Origin of the sequence: Sphingomonas sp. JC676 (genome assembly GCF_014489075.1) — a bacterium.
GTDB lineage: Bacteria > Pseudomonadota > Alphaproteobacteria > Sphingomonadales > Sphingomonadaceae > Sphingomonas.
Genome location: NZ_JACTGR010000007.1, coordinates 39,994 through 58,098 on the forward strand (window position 1 = coordinate 39,994; position 18,105 = coordinate 58,098).

Annotated in this window: 20 protein-coding genes; 10 read left to right on the forward strand and 10 right to left on the reverse strand. The window is 66.1% G+C overall.

Translation table 11 applies throughout. The annotated features are described in order from the left end of the window. The first annotated feature begins 97 nt into the window (after positions 1-97). From IAG41_RS20515 to IAG41_RS20530, 4 genes are all read left to right on the forward strand, one after another. Positions 98-2,953, forward strand: a complete 2,856-nt coding sequence (locus IAG41_RS20515) for a M16 family metallopeptidase (protein WP_187730557.1) — start codon at positions 98-100, stop codon at positions 2,951-2,953. 13 nt (positions 2,954-2,966) lie between these two features. Next, on the forward strand, positions 2,967-3,266 hold the full coding sequence (locus IAG41_RS20520) for a hypothetical protein (protein ID WP_187730558.1): 300 nt from the start codon (positions 2,967-2,969) through the stop codon (positions 3,264-3,266). 123 nt (positions 3,267-3,389) lie between these two features. Further along, positions 3,390-5,276, forward strand: coding sequence for a CocE/NonD family hydrolase (locus IAG41_RS20525; RefSeq protein WP_187730559.1), 1,887 nt, complete (start codon positions 3,390-3,392; stop codon positions 5,274-5,276). A 111-nt stretch (positions 5,277-5,387) separates the two neighbouring features. After that, positions 5,388-6,323, forward strand: a complete 936-nt coding sequence (locus IAG41_RS20530; protein ID WP_187730560.1) for a DUF808 domain-containing protein — start codon at positions 5,388-5,390, stop codon at positions 6,321-6,323. A gap of 6 nt (positions 6,324-6,329) precedes the next feature. On the opposite strand, the gene IAG41_RS20535 is transcribed toward IAG41_RS20530, so the two are convergent. The 4 genes from IAG41_RS20535 to gpmA form a co-directional block, all read right to left on the reverse strand. After that, a complete protein-coding gene (locus IAG41_RS20535) occupies positions 6,330-6,785 on the reverse strand; it encodes a hypothetical protein (RefSeq protein WP_187730561.1) in 456 nt (151 codons plus the stop codon). A 39-nt stretch (positions 6,786-6,824) separates the two neighbouring features. Beyond that, positions 6,825-7,910, reverse strand: a complete 1,086-nt coding sequence (locus IAG41_RS20540) for a 5-(carboxyamino)imidazole ribonucleotide synthase (RefSeq protein WP_187730562.1) — start codon at positions 7,908-7,910, stop codon at positions 6,825-6,827. Next, a complete protein-coding gene (gene purE / locus IAG41_RS20545) occupies positions 7,907-8,392 on the reverse strand; it encodes a 5-(carboxyamino)imidazole ribonucleotide mutase (RefSeq protein WP_187730563.1) in 486 nt (161 codons plus the stop codon). The genes IAG41_RS20540 and purE overlap by 4 nt, the downstream gene beginning before the upstream one ends. A 236-nt stretch (positions 8,393-8,628) precedes the next feature. Continuing rightward, positions 8,629-9,315, reverse strand: coding sequence for a 2,3-diphosphoglycerate-dependent phosphoglycerate mutase (gene gpmA, locus IAG41_RS20550; RefSeq protein ID WP_187730564.1), 687 nt, complete (start codon positions 9,313-9,315; stop codon positions 8,629-8,631). A gap of 75 nt (positions 9,316-9,390) precedes the next feature. Here gpmA and IAG41_RS20555 point away from each other — a divergent pair, with 75 nt between their 5' ends. After that, on the forward strand, positions 9,391-10,113 hold the full coding sequence (locus IAG41_RS20555; RefSeq protein WP_187730565.1) for a dienelactone hydrolase family protein: 723 nt from the start codon (positions 9,391-9,393) through the stop codon (positions 10,111-10,113). A gap of 3 nt (positions 10,114-10,116) precedes the next feature. Here the strand turns inward: IAG41_RS20555 and IAG41_RS20560 are convergent, their stop codons facing one another. Next, entirely contained in the window at positions 10,117-11,664 is a 1,548-nt protein-coding gene (locus IAG41_RS20560) for an HAD-IIIC family phosphatase (protein WP_187730566.1), read from the reverse strand. A gap of 110 nt (positions 11,665-11,774) precedes the next feature. On the opposite strand from IAG41_RS20560, the gene IAG41_RS20565 reads away from it, so the two are divergent. Next, entirely contained in the window at positions 11,775-11,930 is a 156-nt protein-coding gene (locus IAG41_RS20565) for a hypothetical protein (RefSeq protein WP_187730772.1), read from the forward strand. Here the strand turns inward: IAG41_RS20565 and IAG41_RS20570 are convergent. From IAG41_RS20570 to IAG41_RS20580, 3 genes are read right to left on the reverse strand one after another with little or no spacing between them, the layout of a single operon-like run. Beyond that, a complete protein-coding gene (locus IAG41_RS20570; RefSeq protein WP_262408801.1) occupies positions 11,927-12,388 on the reverse strand; it encodes a GNAT family N-acetyltransferase in 462 nt (153 codons plus the stop codon). The two genes, IAG41_RS20565 and IAG41_RS20570, sit on opposite strands and share 4 nt — an antisense overlap. Next, positions 12,385-13,506, reverse strand: coding sequence for a carboxypeptidase family protein (locus IAG41_RS20575; RefSeq protein WP_187730568.1), 1,122 nt, complete (start codon positions 13,504-13,506; stop codon positions 12,385-12,387). The genes IAG41_RS20570 and IAG41_RS20575 overlap by 4 nt, the downstream gene beginning before the upstream one ends. Then, complete coding sequence (locus tag IAG41_RS20580; protein ID WP_316251196.1) at positions 13,503-14,114, reverse strand: DUF4136 domain-containing protein; 612 nt, start codon at positions 14,112-14,114, stop codon at positions 13,503-13,505. The genes IAG41_RS20575 and IAG41_RS20580 overlap by 4 nt, the downstream gene beginning before the upstream one ends. 174 nt (positions 14,115-14,288) lie before the next feature. On the opposite strand from IAG41_RS20580, the gene ykgO reads away from it, so the two are divergent. Both ykgO and IAG41_RS20590 read left to right on the forward strand, forming a co-directional pair. Then, on the forward strand, positions 14,289-14,414 hold the full coding sequence (ykgO, locus tag IAG41_RS20585; protein ID WP_066482602.1) for a type B 50S ribosomal protein L36: 126 nt from the start codon (positions 14,289-14,291) through the stop codon (positions 14,412-14,414). 8 nt (positions 14,415-14,422) lie between these two features. Continuing rightward, positions 14,423-15,034 (forward strand): HAD family hydrolase, encoded by a 612-nt coding sequence (locus tag IAG41_RS20590; protein ID WP_187730569.1) that lies wholly within the window; start codon positions 14,423-14,425, stop codon positions 15,032-15,034. 113 nt (positions 15,035-15,147) lie between these two features. On the opposite strand, the gene pyk is transcribed toward IAG41_RS20590, so the two are convergent. Then, a complete protein-coding gene (gene pyk, locus IAG41_RS20595; RefSeq protein WP_187730570.1) occupies positions 15,148-16,617 on the reverse strand; it encodes a pyruvate kinase in 1,470 nt (489 codons plus the stop codon). Positions 16,618-16,690: 73 nt separating this feature from the next. Between pyk and IAG41_RS20600 the strand changes: the two genes are divergently transcribed. After that, positions 16,691-17,065 carry a DUF1244 domain-containing protein gene (locus IAG41_RS20600; protein WP_187730571.1) on the forward strand — a complete coding sequence of 125 codons (375 nt, stop codon included), beginning with the start codon at positions 16,691-16,693 and terminating at the stop codon, positions 17,063-17,065. Here the strand turns inward: IAG41_RS20600 and IAG41_RS20605 are convergent. Then, complete coding sequence (locus IAG41_RS20605; RefSeq protein ID WP_187730572.1) at positions 17,062-17,745, reverse strand: SGNH/GDSL hydrolase family protein; 684 nt, start codon at positions 17,743-17,745, stop codon at positions 17,062-17,064. The two genes, IAG41_RS20600 and IAG41_RS20605, sit on opposite strands and share 4 nt — an antisense overlap. 113 nt (positions 17,746-17,858) lie before the next feature. Here IAG41_RS20605 and IAG41_RS20610 point away from each other — a divergent pair, with 113 nt between their 5' ends. Then, on the forward strand, positions 17,859-18,098 hold the full coding sequence (locus IAG41_RS20610) for a DUF2312 domain-containing protein (RefSeq protein WP_187730573.1): 240 nt from the start codon (positions 17,859-17,861) through the stop codon (positions 18,096-18,098). The last annotated feature ends 7 nt before the right edge of the window (positions 18,099-18,105 follow it).

Genomic DNA, 18,105 nt, shown 5'->3' on the forward strand with positions numbered 1-18,105 from the left:
CAAAAAACTGGGTCCGCAAGCGCGCGGGTTTCAGTTGCGAGCCGCGAGCGCCGCGCTATTGTTTCATCTGCAACCTTTTGCGGGATTTCCGACATCCATGAAATCGTTCCTGTTGTTCTGCAGCGTCGCAACCTGTGCGCTGGCTGTCGCCGTACCCGTCTCCGCCCAGCAGGTGGCCGCGCCCGCGCCGTCGGCCAAGCCGGCGCCGGTGGCCGATCTCGTCAAGCAGGTCGACGTGCCGTACCAGGAATTCACCCTCGCCAATGGCCTGCGCGTGATCGTCCATACCGATCGCAAGGCGCCGATCGTCGCGGTCTCGACCTGGTACGATGTCGGCTCCAAGCATGAGCCGGCGGGCAAGACCGGCTTCGCACACCTGTTCGAGCATCTGATGTTCAACGGGTCGGAGAATGCGCCCGGCGATTTCTTCGAACCCCTGAAGCAGGTCGGCGCCACCGATTTCAACGGCACCACCAGCTTCGACCGCACCAATTATTTCGAGACCGTGCCCCGCCCGGCGCTCGATCGCGCATTGTTCCTCGAGAGCGACCGCATGGGCTGGCTCACCGGCGCGATCACCCAGGACGTGCTCGACGAGCAGCGCGGTGTCGTCCAGAACGAGAAGCGCCAGAACGACAACCGCCCCTATGGCCTGATCTATTACAAGGTCCTGGAGGAGCTGCTCGCCGGCAATCCCTATGGCCACACGCCGATCGGTTCGATGACCGATCTCGATTCCGCCAGCCTTGCCGACGTCAAGAACTGGTTCCGCTCGCATTACGGCCCGAACAATGCGGTGCTGGTGCTTGCCGGCGATGTGGACGCCAAGGAAGCGCGCCCGCTCGTCGAGAAATATTTCGGCGCCATCCCCGCCGGTCCCAAGAGCGTGCTGCCCAAGGTGCCGGTCCCCACCTTGACCGCGAGCAAGAGCGCGGTGCTGAAGGACAATGTCGCCGCGACGATGATCCTGCGCACCTGGGCGGTGCCGGGCCTCAACGATCCCGATGCCGTTCCGCTCGACGTGTTCGGCCAGGTGCTCGGCGGCCTCGCCAGCTCGCGCTTCGACAATGCGCTGGTCCGCAAGGAGAAGGTGGCCGTGCAGGTTTCGGCCGGCGTCCAGTCGATGGCGCAGCTCGGGATCTTCCAGGTCCAGGCGATCGTGAAGCCCGGCGTCGATCCCGTATTGGTCGGCAAGCGGCTCGACGAGATCATGGCCGATCTGATCAAGAACGGCCCGACCGCCGACGAGGTCCGGCGCGTCGCCACCACCAATGTCTCGGATCGCATTGCCGGTCTCGAATCGGTCGGCGGTTTCGGCGGCAAGGCGGTCGCGCTTGCCCAGGGCGAGCTTTATTCGGGCGATCCTGCCTTCTTCAAGAAGCAGCTCGCGGCGATGGCGAACGTCACGCCCGCGCAAGTGAAGGCCGCCGCCGCCAAATGGCTGACCCGCCCATCGGTGACCATCACGGTCGAGCCCGGCCAGCGCGAAGCCTATCAGGAAGCCGCGACAGTTCCCGTCGCCAAGCCGGTCGCAGGTGCCAAGGCCGAAGCGGTCAAGGGCACGCGCGGTCCGCTACCTCCGGTCAGCCCGATCGGCGAGCTCGATTTCCCCAAGGTCGAGCGCACGCATCTGTCGAACGGCGTCGAGCTGATCTACGCCAATCGCACCGCGGTGCCGATCTCGCAGGTGGTGCTGAGCTTCGATGCGGGCGTCGCCGCCGATCAGGCGGGCAAGCTTGGCACCCAGAGCCTGGCTTTGTCGCTGCTCGACGAGGGTACGACCAGCCTCGATTCGACCGCCATCGCCGAGACGCGCGAGCGGCTGGGCGCGGATATCGGCGGCGGCAGCTCGGCTGACCGCACCTATCTGACGCTCGGCGCGCCCAGCGCGAACCTTGGCGGCGCGCTCGATCTGTTCGCCGATGTGGTGCGCCATCCGGCCTTCGCGCCCGCCGAGGTCGAGCGCATCCGCGCGAGCACGCTGACCGGTATCGCCCAGGAGCTGACCAGCCCCGAGGGACTGGGCGGCCGCGCGCTGCCGCCTCTGCTCTACGGAGCCGCGAGCCCCTATGCCAAGATGGCCGCGGGCTCGGGCGATCCGGTGGCGATCAAGGCGCTGACCCGCGACGATCTCGTCGCCTTCCACAAGGCATGGATCCGCCCGGACAAGGCCAAGATCTTCGTCGTCAGCGATCTCCCGCTCGCCCAGGTCAAGGCCGCGCTCGAGGCGCGCTTCGGCAACTGGCGGGGCGAGGGCGCCGCCGGCGTCAAGGATTTCGGCCAGGCGGCGGTGCAGGCCTCGCCCAGGATCGTCCTGGTCAATCGCCCGGATTCGCCCCAGTCGGTGATCCTCGCCGCGCAGATGACCCCGCTCAGTCCCACCGACGATTTGCTCGTCGCGATGACGTCGAACGAAGTGCTCGGCGGCGATTTCCTGTCGCGGATCAACATGGATCTGCGCGAGGCGAAGCATTGGTCCTATGGCGTGAACGGCGGCTTCACCTGGCTGGAAAAGGCGGTGCCCTATGTCATCCGCGCGCCGGTCCAGGCCGACAAGACCGGCGAGTCGATCCAGGCGCTGCGCCAGGACGTGCGCGAGTTCCTGACCAGCAAGGGCGTCACCGATGCCGAGCTCGAGCGGACGATCAACGGCAATGTCCGCGGTCTTGCGGGCCGATTCGAAACCTCCGGCGCGGTGCTCGGCGCGATGCAGCAGAACGACATCCGGCATCGCCCGGACGACTTCTACGCCACCATCGCGCAAAAATATCGCGGCATGACCGCGGCCCAGCTTGACGCTGCGGCACGCGGGGCTCTCGATCCGAACAGGTTCGTCTGGGTGGTGGTTGGCGATGCCGCCAAGGTGAAGCCGCAGCTTGACAGCCTCGGCCTGCCTGTCGAGGTGGTTTCCGCGGCCTCGGTAGCGTCTCCCGCAAAGCCCGCGGCCAACTGATCAGGAGAGAGTCATGGCGAATGTCGACGGAAGCTGGAACACGGTGACCAAATCCCCGCTGGGCGACCAGCAGGCGGTACTGACGATTGCGAGCAGCGGTGACAGCTTCACCGGCAGCTTTGTCGGCGGCATGGGCACGACCGATATCAAGGACGGCAAGATCGATGGCGACACGCTCAGCTGGTCGCTCGACATCACCGTGCCGATGCCGATGACGCTCACCTGCGAAGCGACGGTCGACGGCGATGCGCTGAACGGCACCGTGACCGCGGGCGCCTTTGGCAGCTTCCCGATCACCGGTACGCGCGCCTAAAATACGCTACGGCTGAAACGAGCGGCCCGCCTCCGAAAGGAAGCGGGCCGTTTGCTTTTTGGGCCGTTTACATTCGCCCCCGCGCCGCCCAGCCTGCGCCTCGACAGACTCGGGGGAAGCGACATGCGCGACTGGTTGGCGGCGACAATTTTCGTGGCGGCACTCGCCGGCCCCGCGGCGGCGCAGACCGCCGACGAACGCCCCGCCACCATCACCCAGCCCACCCCCGGCTGGAACTATGAGCGCCGCAGCGTCGACATCCCGATGCGCGACGGCGTCACGCTTCACACCGTCATCCTGATCCCCAGCGGCGCGAAGGACGCGCCGATCCTGCTCACCCGCACGCCCTACAATGCCGAGGGCATGACGATGCAGCAGAAGAGCGGGCGGATGGACGCGGTGCTCGACGGCTATGACAACGCCACCGACGTGATCGTCGCGGGCGGCTATATCCGCGTCGTCCAGGACGTGCGCGGCAAATATGGCTCGCAGGGCATCTACATGATGAACCCGGCGCTGGCGCATACCCAGTGGAACCCCACCGACACCGACGATTCAACCGATGCCTATGACACGATCGACTGGCTGGTGAAGCATCTGCCCCAGTCGAACGGCAAGGTCGGCGTGCTCGGCATCTCCTATGACGGCTTCACCGCGCTGATGCCGCTGATCAACCCGCACCCGGCGCTCGCGGTGGCGGTGCCGATGAACCCGATGGTCGATGGCTGGCGCGGCGACGACTGGTTCCACAACGGCGCCTTCCGCCAGGGCCTCGACTATGTCTGGGAGCAGATCGCCACCCGCGACAATTCGAGCCCTTGGACCGACAATCATTACGACAGCTACGACGACGCGATGGAGGGCGGCTCGGCGGGCGCGATCGCCCGGGCGCATGGGCTCGATCAGATCGGCTTCTGGCGCAAGATCGCCGCGCATCCCGCTTATGACAGCTTCTGGTCCGAACAGGCGATGGATACCGTGCTGGCGAAGCAACCGCTCAAGGTGCCGGTGATGCTGGTCCATTCGCTCTGGGACCAGGAGGATATCTACGGCGCCACTGCGGTCTACAAGGCGATCGAGCCCAAGGACACGGCCAACGACCGGGTCTTCCTGACGCTCGGCCCCTGGTATCACGGCCAGGAGATCGATCAGGGCAGCAATCTTGGGGCCATCAAATGGGACCAGGACACCGCGAAATGGTGGCGCTGGCACGTGCTCGCCCCGTTCCTGTCGCACTGGCTGAAGGGCACGCCGATGGACGTGGCGCCGGTCACCGTCTTCCAGAGCGGCGCCAACGAATGGCAGCGCCGCAGCGACTGGCCGGGCGCGCCCGCCACGGCGAAGCTGTACCTCAAGCCAGACATGGCGGTCGGCTTCGAGCCGGCGGGCGGCAAGGCCGAGACCGCGGACTATGTCTCCGATCCCGCGCACCCGGTGACGTTCGTGCCGCGCCCGGTTCGCCCGGTCAGCTATGAGGACGATCACTGGAAGGCCTGGCTGACCAGCGACCAGCGCAACGCCTCGAGCCGCCCGGACGTGCTCAGCTTCACCTCGGACGCGCTGACCGCGCCGGTGACGATCTCCGGCCAGCCGATGGTGCACCTGAACGCCGCGACCAGCGGCAGCGACAGCGACTGGGTGGTCAAGCTGATCGACGTCTATCCCGATCAGGTGCCGCTCGATCATGCGATGGGCGGCTATCAGCTCGCGGTCGGCATGGACATCTTCCGCGGCCGCTACCGGGAGTCACTGGCGGAGGCGAAGCCGATCGCCGCGAACAAGCCGCTCGACTATGTCTTCGCGCTGCCCAACGCCAACCATGTCTTCCTGCCGGGCCACCGCATCATGGTGCAGGTCCAGTCGAGCTGGTTCCCGCTTTACGACCGCAACCCGCAGAAGTTCGTGCCCAACATCTTCTTCGCCAAGCCGGGTGACTATCAGAAGGCCATGCAGAAGGTGACCGTGGCCGGCCCGGGCGAGAGCTATATCGCGCTGCCGCTGGTGAAATAGGCGTTCGGCACGCCGCACACGCGGCGCAATCGGCTTTCAAGAAGCGTCCGTTCCGCTATGGGCTGGGCGGGCTTTTCATTCCGTGCGGTGCGCGGGCGATATGGGGGAATCATGCCGGGCGGTCTGGTTGCATTGCTGGATGACGTCGCCGTGCTCGCAAAGCTGGCGGCGGCTTCGATCGACGACGTCTCCGCGGCGGCTGGTCGCGCCGGGGTGAAGGCCGCCGGCGTGGTGATCGACGATACTGCGGTGACGCCGCGCTATGTCGTCGGGCTCACGCCGGATCGCGAACTGCCGATCATCTGGAAGATCACGCTCGGCTCGCTGCGCAACAAGCTGTTCTTCATCCTGCCGGCGGCGCTCGCGCTGAGCGCGTTCGCGCCCTGGGCGCTGACTCCGCTGCTGATGATCGGCGGCTCCTATCTCTGCTTCGAGGCGGTCGAGAAGATCGTCGAGGCGCTCCTCGGTCATCATCATGAGGAGGAGGTCGCGGACATCCACGACGCCGTCTCGCTCGAGAAGCGCCAGGTGGCTGGCGCCGTCCGCACCGATTTCATCCTCTCGGCAGAGATCATGGCGATCGCGCTGGCCGAACTGCCCGGGCTCTCGCTGGCGATGCGCGCCGCCGCGCTCGCATTGGTGGCGGTGGCGATCACCGTCGGCGTCTATGGCGTCGTCGCGCTGATCGTGAAGATGGACGATATCGGCCTGCACCTCGCCCGTCGCCCCTCGGCGGCTGCGCGGAGGCTAGGCATGGGGCTGGTCCACGCGATGCCGGTGCTGCTCCAGGCGCTTTCCCATATCGGTGTCGCGGCGATGGTCTGGGTCGGCGGCGGCATATTGCTGCACGGACTGGAGGCATTCGGGCTGGGCGCGGTTCCCCACGCCGTGCACCACGCCGCCGAGGCTGCCGGCCATGCCGTGCCGGTCGGGCAGGGGCTGGTCGAATGGCTGGTCGGCGCGCTTGGCGCCGGCGTGCTGGGACTGATCGTCGGCGGCGCGATCGTCGGCGTGCTGCACCTGATCCCGCGCAAGAAGGCGCATTGAGGCGCGTCAGGGGCAGCGCGTCGCGCGCCTGAGCTTGATGTTGTCGGCGCCGATCCGCGGCTCGCGCTGGTCATCGGTCGTCTCGATCACGGCCTTGCCCGCAAAGGTGGCGGGGATGACGCCCGTGGCGTCCCGGATCTCGTGCCGTTGCACGGGCGCGACAAGCACCACCAGCACGAGTGCGTCGAGCTCGCGCATCCGCTCGCGCCCGATCCAGGTCACGCCGTGACTGGCTTCGCCTTCGAAGGTGCCGTTGGGCGTGGCGCTCGATCCCGCCTTGATCCGCCAGCCGGGCGGGATGCGGCACACCGCTTTGAACTGCACGCCCCAGGTGTCGAAAGCGAAGGCGCTGATCCGTTCGTCGGGGCCGAGCGGGATCGAGACTGAAGCGAGATAGGTCACCGGATGATCGCGCTGGACCGGAGCGGTGAGCAGCAATGCGGGTAGGAGCAGCGGGACCATCGCGAGACTATTCGCCGCCGCCGCAATTCCCGCAATAGGTCAGTCCCGCTTCACCCGCGTCACATGCCCCATCTTGCGCCCCGGCCGAACATTCGCCTTGCCGTAAAGGTGCAGATGCGCGCCCGGCTCGGCGAGGAGCTCGGCCCAGCGGCCGGCCTGGTCGCCGATGAGGTTCTCCGTCTCGACATGGCTGCCGGTCAGCGCGGTCGATCCCAGCGGCAGCCCGCAGATCGCGCGGATATGGTTCTCGAACTGCGAGGTCTCGGCGCCCTCGATCGTCCAGTGGCCGCTGTTATGGACGCGCGGCGCCATCTCGTTGAACACCGGGCCGTTGTCGGTCGCGAAGAACTCCAGCGTCAGTACGCCGATATGGTCCAGCGCCTCGGCAACACGTCCGGCCAGCGTCGCCGCCTCGGTCCAGTGCCGCGCGATCTCGGCGGGGGCGGGGAGCGAGGAGCGGGCGAGGATGCCGTCGACATGCTCGTTCCACGGCGGCGGATAGCTGGCCAGCGACCCGTCCGCCCCGCGCACGGTGATGATCGAGAATTCATGGTCGAATTCGACGAACCCCTCGAGGATCGCCGGTCGCTCGCCGATCTCGGCCCAGGCGGTCGCGGCATCCTTGGCGTCGCGGATGCGCACCTGGCCCTTGCCGTCATAGCCGAGCCGGAGCGTCTTCAGGATCGACGGCGCGCCGATCCGCTTGATCGCCGCCTCCAGCTCCTCGGTGGTCGAGACCTGCGCCCAAGGCGCCGTTCGGCCGCCCAAAGCCGCGACGAATGCCTTTTCACGCGCACGGTCCTGCGCGATCGACAGGCTCTGCGGGCCGGGCCGCACCGGCACCTTGCCCGAGAGATATTCGACCGGTCCGAGCGCGATATTCTCGAACTCATAGGTCACGACGTCGGCATGCGCGGCAAGCTCGTCGAGCACGATGCGGCTGTGGAAATCGGCGCGGGTGAAGCTGGACGCGGTCTGTGCCGCGACGCTCTCCTCATCGGGTGCGAGCACATGGGTGCGGTAGCCGAGCTGTGCCGCGGCCACCGCGAGCATCCGCCCGAGCTGCCCGCCGCCTAGGATGCCGATCGTCGAACCGGGCGCCAAGGGACCGTTGGACGCGCTCATTCGGGATCGTTCGCCACGCCGTCGGTCTGCGCCGCGCGCCACGCCTTGAGCCGCCCGGCCAGCGCCTCGTCCGAAATCGCCAGGATCGCGGCCGCGAGCAGCCCGGCATTGAGCGCGCCGGCCTTGCCGATCGCCAGCGTTCCCACTGGAACCCCGCCCGGCATCTGGACGATCGAGTACAGGCTATCCACGCCCTTCAGCGCCTTGGATTCCACCGGCACGCCCAGCACCGGCAGATGCGTCATCGACGCCGCCATGCCCGGCAGATGCGCCGCTCCGCCGGCACCCGCGATGATCACCTTGATCCCGCGCGCATCGGCGCCGGTCGCATAGTCGTACAGCCGCTGCGGCGTGCGGTGCGCGGAGACGACCTTGGTCTCGTGCGCGACGCGCAGCTCGCCGAGCACCCGCGCGGCATGGCGCATCGTCTCCCAATCGGAAGTGCTGCCCATGATGATGCCGACTAGAGGTGCGCCCGACATGTATGCCCCGTGTTCAGGAAGCGCGTGTGTTAGAGAGGCGGGCGGGGCAGAGCAACACCTGCCTCGCATCGGAATGACGCAGTTGTCGCGGCGTTGGAGCCCTCGCGAGCGCAGCTGTGATCGCCGAGACGGATGTTTGAACATGTGACCCTCCAATTGAAGAGGGCCACCAGCTGCATGCAGGTCTCGAACTCGATTACGGCGGATTTAACATACGTTTGTAATCTAAGGATATTTTACCGCTCGCTCAGATAATACCGATCCGTCGCCACCAGCGCGTCGTCCAGTTCGTACACGATCGGCTGCCCCGTCGGGATCTCCAGCTCGGTGATCTCGTCGTCGGGAATCCCCGAAAGATGCTTCACCAGCGCGCGCAGCGAATTGCCGTGCGCGGCGATCAGCACGCGCTTGCCGGCCTTCAGATCGGGCGCGATCCGGCTCTCCCAATATGGCAGCACCCGCGCGATCGTGTCCTTCAGGCTCTCGGTCTGCGGGATCGCCACGCCCTTGTAGCGCTCGTCCTTGGCGAGGTCCCAGGGCGATCCTTCCTCGGGCATCGGCGGCGGCACGTCGAAGCTGCGGCGCCAGATCTTGACCTGGTCGTCGCCGTGCAGCGCCGCGGTTTCGGCCTTGTTGAGCCCGGTCAGCCCGCCATAATGCCGCTCGTTCAGCCGCCAGTCCTTCTCGGTCGGCAGCCAAAGCCGCCCCATCGCCTCCAGCGCCAGGTTGAGCGTCTTGATCGCCCGGCTCTGGAAGCTGGTATAGGTCATGTCGAAGTCTAGGCCCTTGGCCTTCATCAGTTCGCCCGCCGCCCAGGCTTCCTGCACGCCCTGCTCGGTCAGGTCGACGTCCCACCAGCCGGTGAAACGGTTCTCCAGATTCCAGGCGGATTGTCCGTGGCGGATCAGGACGAGCATGGGCATCGCGACACTCCTTGCAACTGCTTGGCGAGGTCCTTAGCGGCAATGCCGGCAGGGGCAAGCTTGTGGAGAAACGCAATGGCGATCGTTCGGCAGACCCTGGTATATGACGGCCCCGGCGGCCCCTTCGAGGGCGTCGCGGCGTGGGACGAGCGGCAAGAGGGCCGGCGCCCCGCGGTGCTCGTCATCCCCAATGTGCTCGGCCAGAAGGAAGCCGATAATCTGAAGGCCGAGGAACTGGCGAAGCTCGGCTATGTCGCGCTTGCCGCCGACGTCTTCGGCCAGGGCCGCCGCAAGACGCACGAATCCGAAAACACCGCCGAATATATGAACGAGCTCAACGCCGACCGCGCGCTGCTCCGCGATCGCCTGAGCGCTTCGCTCGCGGCGTTGAAGGGCCTTCCCCAGGCCGATCCGGACAAGGTCGCCGCGATCGGCTTCTGCTTCGGCGGCAAGTGCGTGCTCGACATGGCCCGCGCCGGACTGCCGATCCTCGGCGGCGTCTCGTTCCACGGCGTCTATGACCGGCCGGGCTATGCGAACGTCACGCCGATCGCGGCGAAGCTGCTCGTCTGCCACGGCTGGGAAGACCCGATCGCCCCGCCCGAAAAGACCGTCGCGCTCGCCCAGGAACTGACCGAAGCCGGCGCCGACTGGCAGCTCCACGCTTATGGCCATGCCGGCCACGCCTTCACCGATTTCGGCCGCAAGAGCGACAATCCGCGCGTCGCCTACGAACCCCGCGCCGATCGGCGCAGCTGGCAGGCGATGGTCAATTTCCTCGAGGAAGTGTTCGCCTAGCGCTCAGGCGGCCTCGGCTTGTGCGCCGCCGCCGAGCGCCACGTCCTGGACCCAGCAATCGATCTGCCCGGCGATCTTCTGGAGCAGCCCGGCATAATAATGCGTAACGTCGGCCATCTCGTCGCCCTCGACGAGATGCGCCACGTCGAGGATCCAGACATGCTCCGGATTCTCGCGCGCCGCCTTCCGCCACAGCGCGTTGAAATGCTGCGTCCGCGCGCGCGTCTGGTTCATCACGACGCGATATTTGTCGTCCGGCGCATCCTCGGGCGGCAGCACCACCAGCATGCGCAGCCCCCGCTCGAGCAGGAAGATGCACATCCGGATCACGCATTTCTCGTACAGGCCGATGTCGAGCAGATGCCATTTCCCGGGCCAGCGCATGTCGAGATAGTCGATCGTCGCGCCATAGACGAGGAATGGCGGGAAATGCTGCTCGAGATGGCTGGCGTCGTCGAGCATGCGCAGCTCGAACATGCGCGGATTGTTGTCGAACTCGATCGCCGGCCGGAAATGGCTGAAATGCGCGATCCCGCCCGATTGGCACCCGAACATGATCCGCAGCGCAGGCTCGGCGACGACAGGAACCTGCTCCGCTAGCAGCCGGCCGCGGATCGCGGGATCGTCAAAGGAGCAATCCTCGATCCAGTCCGGCGGCGTGCGGCTGAAGCGGCCCTCCAGCGGAGAGATGTCGATATCCGGCCAGCGCGCGAGCACCTTGCCGAGCGCATATTCCTCCAGCCCCATGTGCATCACGCGGCACGAAAAGGTGAAATGGACGAGCGTGCGTTCGTGCAGGTCGATCATCACGAAGCCGACCAGCCCGTAATCGCCATATCTATCCCAAACGAAGACCGACCAACTAACCAAGCGCGCGACATTCATGATGTCGCGCTCCAGCGCCTCCTGCTCGACCCGCGACTTGGTGTAGTTGAGCTGGTTCGAACGGTTGATCAGCTCGGCGATGCGTCCGGCGAAATCGAGATTGTCCATGAGGAAGGGCGCACACGCCCGAATCTCGCACGAGCGCAGGAAATCCTCGTTCGATAGCGCGGCAGCGCCCCGGTCGCGCTGCTTGCGCTCCAGCATCCGATAGTCGTCGATGCGGTTGCGGCGTCCCGACTGGAGCGCCAGCAGGCCCGCGAGATGGTCGTCGGCATCCGCGTCGGTGATGTCGAGCGTCTGGATGCCGGGCAGGCAGTGCCGGACCTCGCCCAAATTCACCGTATTGTCGTCGACGAACAGGACGTTGGCGGGCCGAAGCTGCATATCCTCGATGATCGCCCGGATCGCTTCGGGCTTGGGGGTGAAGGCGATGTGCGGGAAGACGAATTCGTCCCACAGGTCGAGCAGGACCAGCTTTGCCCGTGCCGTCTCGAAGTCGTTCTTCGAGCAGATCGACGAAACCACGCCCCGGGCGTTGAAGGCGCGGATCATTTCGGCGCGGTGCGCGTGCAACGCGACCGCATCGCCGTCCGCCAGCGTGCCGCGCCACAGCGTGTCGTCGAGATCCCAGATGATGAGCTTTACCGGCTCAGCAGCGGATGGCATGGCGGAGACCTTGTGCATATACGCTCATTTTAGAGCGATCTGGCGGAATCTGACTCGTCACATGCCGCAAGTGACGGACTTCATCACTCTGAGCGGGAATGTTCGTGGGAATGCGATGCGCGCATCCCTATATCCCGCACATGAAGAAGATCGCCAAAGCCATCGCCATCCCAGTCGAACGGATCGTCAACCCCGCCGAGCGTGCGCTGGGCGCCGCCATCGTCGTAGCGGGCCTCGCCACGCTCGCCGCGAAGCTGCTGGGCTAGAGCACCCGCGACATGAAGCGGCTGAACGGATCGTCGGCCGGATAGTCCCCGAACGCGCCGCATTCGGTGAAGCCGAACTGGCGGTAGAGCGCGTGCGCCGCCTCGAATGCCGGCCCCGATCCGGTCTCCAGGCTTATGCGCCGATAGCCGCGCTCGCGCGCGACGCCCAGCATGTGGGAAACCAATGCGGCGCCCACGCCTCTCCGCAGCCGTTCGGGATCGGTCCGCATCGACTTGATCTCGCCATGCTGGGGATCGAGCTGTTTCAGCGCTCCGCAGCCGAGCAATTGCCCGTCCTCCCATGCCGTCCAGAAGGTGATGTCGTCGCGGCGCAGCCCACTCAGGTCCAGCGCGTGCACGCTTTCCGCAGGCGAGTTGGCATGCATCGCCGCGAGGTGCAGCCGCAGCAGCGCCTGCACCTCTGGCTCGTCCAGCCCGCCTTCGCGGATCTCGATCAAATCCGGTCGATCATGCCGGCAAGGGTATCGAGACATGCGTGCGCCAGCACCTTGCAGCGCTCGGGCGACCAGCCGAATTCGGCGTTCGCATTCGCCTGATGATCCTTGAACGGCATTTCCAGCGTCATCGACACGGCACCGTAGCGCTCGGCGAGCTGATTCGTCGACATCGAGAGGTTGGCCTGGCCCGGCGCGGATTTCTCATAGCCCAGGTCGAGCTGGAATTCGAGCGTCGCCTCGGCCAGCGCGCGGGCGAAATCGTAGAATTTCTCGCCCAGCTCGTCGGTCCAGTTCGGAATGCCCTCGAAGCCGGCGAGGAAATTTGCGGGGATCGCCTCGTCGCCATGCACGTCCATCGCGAACACCACGCCGGTCTCGTCCATCGCATTGCGTACCGCGAGCACTTCGGGGCTCTTCTCGGGCGTCGGCGCATGCCATTCGCGATTAAGGTTCACGCCCGCGGCATTGGTGCGCAGATGCCCGCGGCGTGAGCCGTCGGGGTTCATGTTGGGCACGATGTGGAAGGTCGCCTTTTCGCGCAGCGTCGTGGCAGTCGCGTCACCGGCGTCAGTTAGTTTTTCCAGGGCGCCTTCCATCCACCATTCGGCCATCGTCTCGCCGGGATGCTGGCGGGCATAGAGCCAGACCTGCTTGGGGCCTTCGCCCAGGGTGAGGCAATCGATCGGCTGGCCGTCCAGCGTGACGCCCAGTTCCCGGTGGGTGACGCCGGGCATCGTCGCGATCCGACTGACCAGGTCGTGATGGCGCTCCATCGAATAGGGCGCGAAATAGGCGAACCAGACCAGATCGTCGTCCATCCGGTGCGTGAAGCTCAGCACGCCGTTTTCGTAGCTGGTCTCCGGCGTCTGGCGCCATGTCTGGCGATCGGTGCTCCAGCGCGCCTTGTAGCCCGGCCAGCCGAACGGATAGGCCGAGCCCCCGGCGTTCAGGATGCGGAAGGTGAGCGTGCGCCCCTTCGCTCCGGCCACGCGGAAATGGAACCATTGATAGAAATCGGACTCATGGTCCTTCACGATCTCGAGGTCGGCCAGGTCGCCCTCGATGGCCACGACGCGAATGTTGCCGGCGTCGAACGCGGCGTTGATGCTGATGCTCATTTAACCGTGATAGTGACGCCGGACTCTCCGGGGAAGTCCTTGAAAAGCGCGCTGGCGAGTCGGGCGGCCGTTTGGCCGGGTTGGGCGTTCTCGATGCCGACTGCCTGGGTCTGTGCACGGCCTTCCCAGATCACGCTGTTGTTGGCGCGCCGGCGTAGCTGCACCCAGAGTTCGCCGGTGAACACCTCACGCGTCTTGCCGCCGATCCCGAAGGCGACGTCGCCGCCGACCCCCACGCCGGTGCCGCCACGCCGACCGCCGCCGCTGAAGCTGCCGCCGCCCAGGCCGATCGTCACCGGTGGGCGATCCTTGACGAATCCCTTGCTCGTCCGCGTGAACGAGATGCCGGCGATATAGCCCGATTCGGTGCCGTTGGTCGCGCGGACATAGCCCAGCCGTTCCAGCTCGGTCTGCACCGCATCGGCATAGGTCTGGTACTCGGGATTGACCTGCACCGCGCCGCTCATCGGCTCGAACGACACGCTGGTCCGCTCCATCGGCTGGCCCAGATGATAGCGGGTCACGTCGATCGGCCCGGTGCGCGCGGTAGTGGTGCAACCGGCCAGCCCCATGGCTGCTACTAGCGCTAAGCTGATGGGTTTAAACACGGCACACCTCCTGTTTCGCGAACGGAACGGCTCTTATGGCGACAAACCCGAACCTTGCCGAGTCGGTTCCGGCATGCGTTAAAGGGACCCGCTGTGGGTTGACTTGGAAGGGGCTCGGCTATAGGCGGGCGCCTCTTTTCCGGCATTCCAGATAATTCGAGAAGCGAATCGGTCATGAAGATCGTGAATTCATTAAAGTCGCTCAAGGGGCGGCACCGCGACAACCGCGTGATCCGCCGCCGTGGCCGGATCTACGTGATCAACAAGACCAACCGTCGGTTCAAGGCCCGCCAGGGCTGAACTCGGACGTGGGGACGCCGCGCGCCGTCATCTTTGACGTCGGCAACGTCCTCTACTCCTGGGAACCGCGTAGGTTGTACGAGCGCCTGATCGGGGACGATCGGGCGCTCGACGCGTTTATGGCCGAAGTCGTCACCAAAGAGTGGCACTTCCAGCACGACGCCGGCCGTCCGTTCGCCGAGACCTCGGTCGAACTCAGCGCCGAATATCCGCAGCATGCCGATCTGATCGGACTGTGGGGGCCGCGCTTCCACGACACGCTGCCCGGCATGGTCCCAGGCATGGCCGCGATCGTCGAGGATCTCGACGCGCGCGGCGTGCCCCTGTTCGGCATCACCAATTTCTCCGGCGAGTTCTGGCCGCCCTTCCGCGACCGCGAGGCGGCGATCTTCGATCGCTTCCGCGACGTGGTCGTCTCGGGCGACGAGAAGCTCGTGAAGCCCGGTGCGGCGATCTACGAACTGGCGCTGAAGCGATTCGGGCTGGAAGCGGCGGAAGCCGTCTTCGTCGACGACAGCCCCGCCAATGTCGAAGGCGCTGCGAAGCTCGGCATCCATGCTGTGCTTTTCACCGACGCTATGGATTTCCGGGCGGAGCTGGTCCGCCTCGGCCTTCTCTAGGCTGCACCACATCAACGGGGGCGCTGCTGCGAAAGCAGGAGCCCAGGGTGGCCTGGCATTTCCTTTGCCTGGGCTCCTCCTTTCGCAGGAGCACAAGCTCTTTGCTTCTAGCCTCAGCCGCCCTCGGGCCCGCGATAGGTCTTCAGCTCGTCGCCGACGATCGTGACGACATGGAGCACATTGGTCGATCCCGGCGTCTTGAAGGGCACGCCCGCGCAGATGATCACCCGGTCGCCCGCGGCCGCCAGATGGTGGCGTAGCACCATCCGCTTGGCCTTCTCGACCATCTCCTCGAACGATTCGACGTCGCGGGCGTGGACCGCGTGCATGCCCCAGAGCAGCCCCAGCCGCCGCGCCGTCTCCAGCTTGGGCGTCAGCCCCATGATCGGCACCGGCGGCCGCTCGCGCGCGATGCGCCGTGCCGTCGATCCCGACAGGGTGAAGCAGACGATCGCCGCCGCCGACACGGTCTTGGCGATGCTCTTCGCCGCCTCTGCCAGCGCGTCGGCGGTGGTGGGATCGGGCTTGGTGACGGTGAAGTGGACGCGATCGCCATGGCCGGGATCGCGCTCCACCGCATCGGCGATCGAATCCATCATCGCCACCGATTCGATCGGCCATTTGCCCGCCGCGCTCTCCGCCGAGAGCATGATCGCGTCGGCGCCGTCATAGACTGCGGTCGCGACGTCCGAGACTTCGGCGCGGGTGGGCGAGGGCGATTCGATCATCGATTCGAGCATCTGCGTCGCCACGATCACCGGCCGGCCCATCCGCCGCGCGGTTTCGACGATGCGCTTCTGCAGCGGCGGCACGGTCTGCGGCGGCAGCTCGACGCCCAGATCGCCGCGCGCCACCATCACGCCGTCGCACTGCTCCATGATCTCGTCGAGCCGCGCGATGGCGCTGGGTTTCTCGATCTTGGCGAGCAAAGCCGCCTTGCCGCCGATCAGGCGGCGCGCCTCCATCAGATCCTCGGGCCGCTGGACGAAGGAGAGGGCGATCCAATCCGCGCCCATCTCGACCGCGAAGCTCAGGTCGCTGCGGTCCTTCTCGGTCAGCGCCGCCAGCGGCAACACCATGTCGGGGACGTTCAACCCCTTCGAATTGGAAAGCATCCCGCCGACTTCGACGATCGTCGTCATCCGGTCGGCGGACGCGCTGATCACGCGCAGCACCAGCTTGCCGTCGTCGAGCAGCAGCCGTGCATCGGTATGCGCCGCCTCGAAGATCTCGCGGTGCGGCAGCTCGACGCGAGTCGCATCGCCCGGAGTGGGATCGCGGTCGAGGACGAATTCATGGCCGGCGTGCAGCATCACCTTGCCTTCGGCGAACTTGCCGACGCGCAGCTTGGGTCCCTGGAGATCGGCGAGGATCGTCGAGGGACGGCCCAATTTCTTCTCGAGCGCGCGAATCGCCTCGAACACCGGCACCTTCGATGCCTGGTCGCCATGGCTCATGTTGATGCGAAACGCATCGGCGCCGGTCTCGAACAGTTTCTCGATCATCTCGGGCGTGTTGCTCGCCGGTCCCAGGGTGGCGAGAATGCGCACCTTTCTGGAGCGGGGGCTTATGGCCTTTGTCATCGCTGTCATCCTCGGCTTGTGCGTGGCTGCCTCTAACCTTTAATGCGGGCCAATCAACTCCGGAGGTTACGAAATGGACGATCTAGACAGGCTGGACGACGCGACAGCGGCCAAGGCGTTCCGTCGGCTCGTCCGGCATCTGCGCCACCGCAAGGACGCCGAGAATATCGATCTGATGGGCCTGGCCGGCTTTTGCCGCAATTGCCTGGCCGACTGGATCGTCGAGGCGGACCCGAACATCGCCAAGGACGAGGCGCGCCGGATCATCTACGACATGCCGTTCAGCGAGTGGAAGGCAAAGCACCAGAGCGAGGCCACGCCCGAGCAGATCGCGCGGATGCAGGCCAGCATGGCGAAGAACGAGCAGGAGGAAGAGGCGCTCGACGAAGCCCTCGACGAGAGCTTCCCCGCCAGCGATCCGCCCTCGATGTCCGAACCCGGCCGCTAGGGCTTCAGATACGGCGCCACCGCACCGCGCCAGATCGCATAGCCTGCGGGCGTCATGTGCAGGCCATCGGCGCGCAACAGATCGGGACGCGGCTTGCTGTCTGGCCCCAGCATTGCCGGGAAGATGTCGATGAAGCCAAGGGTGGGCGACGTCGCCGCATAGGCCTGGACCAGCCGGTTCGCCTCGCGGATCCGGTCCACCATCGCCCAGCGCTGGATGCTCGGCTTGATCGCGATGAACAGGATGCGCGTCTCAGGCAGTTTTGCGCGCACCCGCACCACCAGCGCATGGAAATCCGCGAGCACCTGCTCGGGCAAGCGGCCCGCGGCGATGTCGTTGTCGCCGGCATAGAAGACGATCGTGCGCGGCGCATAGGGCAGCACGATGCGATCGAAATAGCGCAGGCTGTCGGCGATCAGCGATCCGCCGAATCCGCGGTTGATCACCGGTACGCCGGGAAAATCCTCGACCAGGGTCGACCAGAACCGGATGCTCGAGCTGCCGAGGAACAGCACGCCCCCGGGCGCCGGCATCGCCATCTTGTCGGCGGCCTCGAACGCGGCGATCTCGTCGGCAAAGGGCGCCGCTACGGCCGGTATCGGCGGTACAACGGTCTGGGCCGGTGCGGAGAGAGGCGTGAATCCCCCAAGCAGGGCGGCGAGCAGCAGCAATCTGGTCATGCCGGCTCGATTAGGGCGCGGCGCACGCCGACGCAAACCGTGGCCGGCCCCTTGCCACTTGAGCCCAAGGCAGCGCTTCTCTAATCGCCCCGCTTCAACTCAGGAGACTTTCATTGTCCGATTCGATTTCCGCCGAACAGCTGCGCCTTTTCATCGAGCGGATCGAACGCCTCGAGGAAGAGAAGAAGGGCATCGCCGACGACATCAAGGATGTCTATGCCGAAGCCAAGTCGACCGGCTTCGACGCCAAGACGATGCGTTCGATCGTCAAGCTGCGGAAGATGGAGAAGCATCACCGCGACGAGGCCGACGCGCTGCTCGAAACCTATCGCAACGCGCTCGGGCTGCACTGAGTCGGGA

What these genes read in the sequence shown, in the direction of transcription:
- IAG41_RS20555 (WP_187730565.1), top strand. Translation starts at nt 9,391, where the DNA reads ATGGCGATCGTTCGGCAGACCCTGGTATATGACGGCCCCGGCGGCCCC.
- IAG41_RS20540 (WP_187730562.1), bottom strand. Translation starts at nt 7,910, where the DNA reads ATGAGCGCGTCCAACGGTCCCTTGGCGCCCGGTTCGACGATCGGCATC.
- IAG41_RS20525 (WP_187730559.1), top strand. Translation starts at nt 3,390, where the DNA reads ATGCGCGACTGGTTGGCGGCGACAATTTTCGTGGCGGCACTCGCCGGC.
- IAG41_RS20575 (WP_187730568.1), bottom strand. Translation starts at nt 13,506, where the DNA reads ATGAGCATCAGCATCAACGCCGCGTTCGACGCCGGCAACATTCGCGTC.
- IAG41_RS20535 (WP_187730561.1), bottom strand. Translation starts at nt 6,785, where the DNA reads ATGGTCCCGCTGCTCCTACCCGCATTGCTGCTCACCGCTCCGGTCCAG.
- IAG41_RS20515 (WP_187730557.1), top strand. Translation starts at nt 98, where the DNA reads ATGAAATCGTTCCTGTTGTTCTGCAGCGTCGCAACCTGTGCGCTGGCT.
- ykgO (WP_066482602.1), top strand. Translation starts at nt 14,289, where the DNA reads ATGAAGATCGTGAATTCATTAAAGTCGCTCAAGGGGCGGCACCGCGAC.
- IAG41_RS20600 (WP_187730571.1), top strand. Translation starts at nt 16,691, where the DNA reads ATGGACGATCTAGACAGGCTGGACGACGCGACAGCGGCCAAGGCGTTC.
- pyk (WP_187730570.1), bottom strand. Translation starts at nt 16,617, where the DNA reads ATGACAAAGGCCATAAGCCCCCGCTCCAGAAAGGTGCGCATTCTCGCC.
- gpmA (WP_187730564.1), bottom strand. Translation starts at nt 9,315, where the DNA reads ATGCCCATGCTCGTCCTGATCCGCCACGGACAATCCGCCTGGAATCTG.
- IAG41_RS20520 (WP_187730558.1), top strand. Translation starts at nt 2,967, where the DNA reads ATGGCGAATGTCGACGGAAGCTGGAACACGGTGACCAAATCCCCGCTG.
- IAG41_RS20560 (WP_187730566.1), bottom strand. Translation starts at nt 11,664, where the DNA reads ATGCCATCCGCTGCTGAGCCGGTAAAGCTCATCATCTGGGATCTCGAC.
- purE (WP_187730563.1), bottom strand. Translation starts at nt 8,392, where the DNA reads ATGTCGGGCGCACCTCTAGTCGGCATCATCATGGGCAGCACTTCCGAT.
- IAG41_RS20565 (WP_187730772.1), top strand. Translation starts at nt 11,775, where the DNA reads ATGCGATGCGCGCATCCCTATATCCCGCACATGAAGAAGATCGCCAAA.
- IAG41_RS20530 (WP_187730560.1), top strand. Translation starts at nt 5,388, where the DNA reads ATGCCGGGCGGTCTGGTTGCATTGCTGGATGACGTCGCCGTGCTCGCA.
- IAG41_RS20605 (WP_187730572.1), bottom strand. Translation starts at nt 17,745, where the DNA reads ATGACCAGATTGCTGCTGCTCGCCGCCCTGCTTGGGGGATTCACGCCT.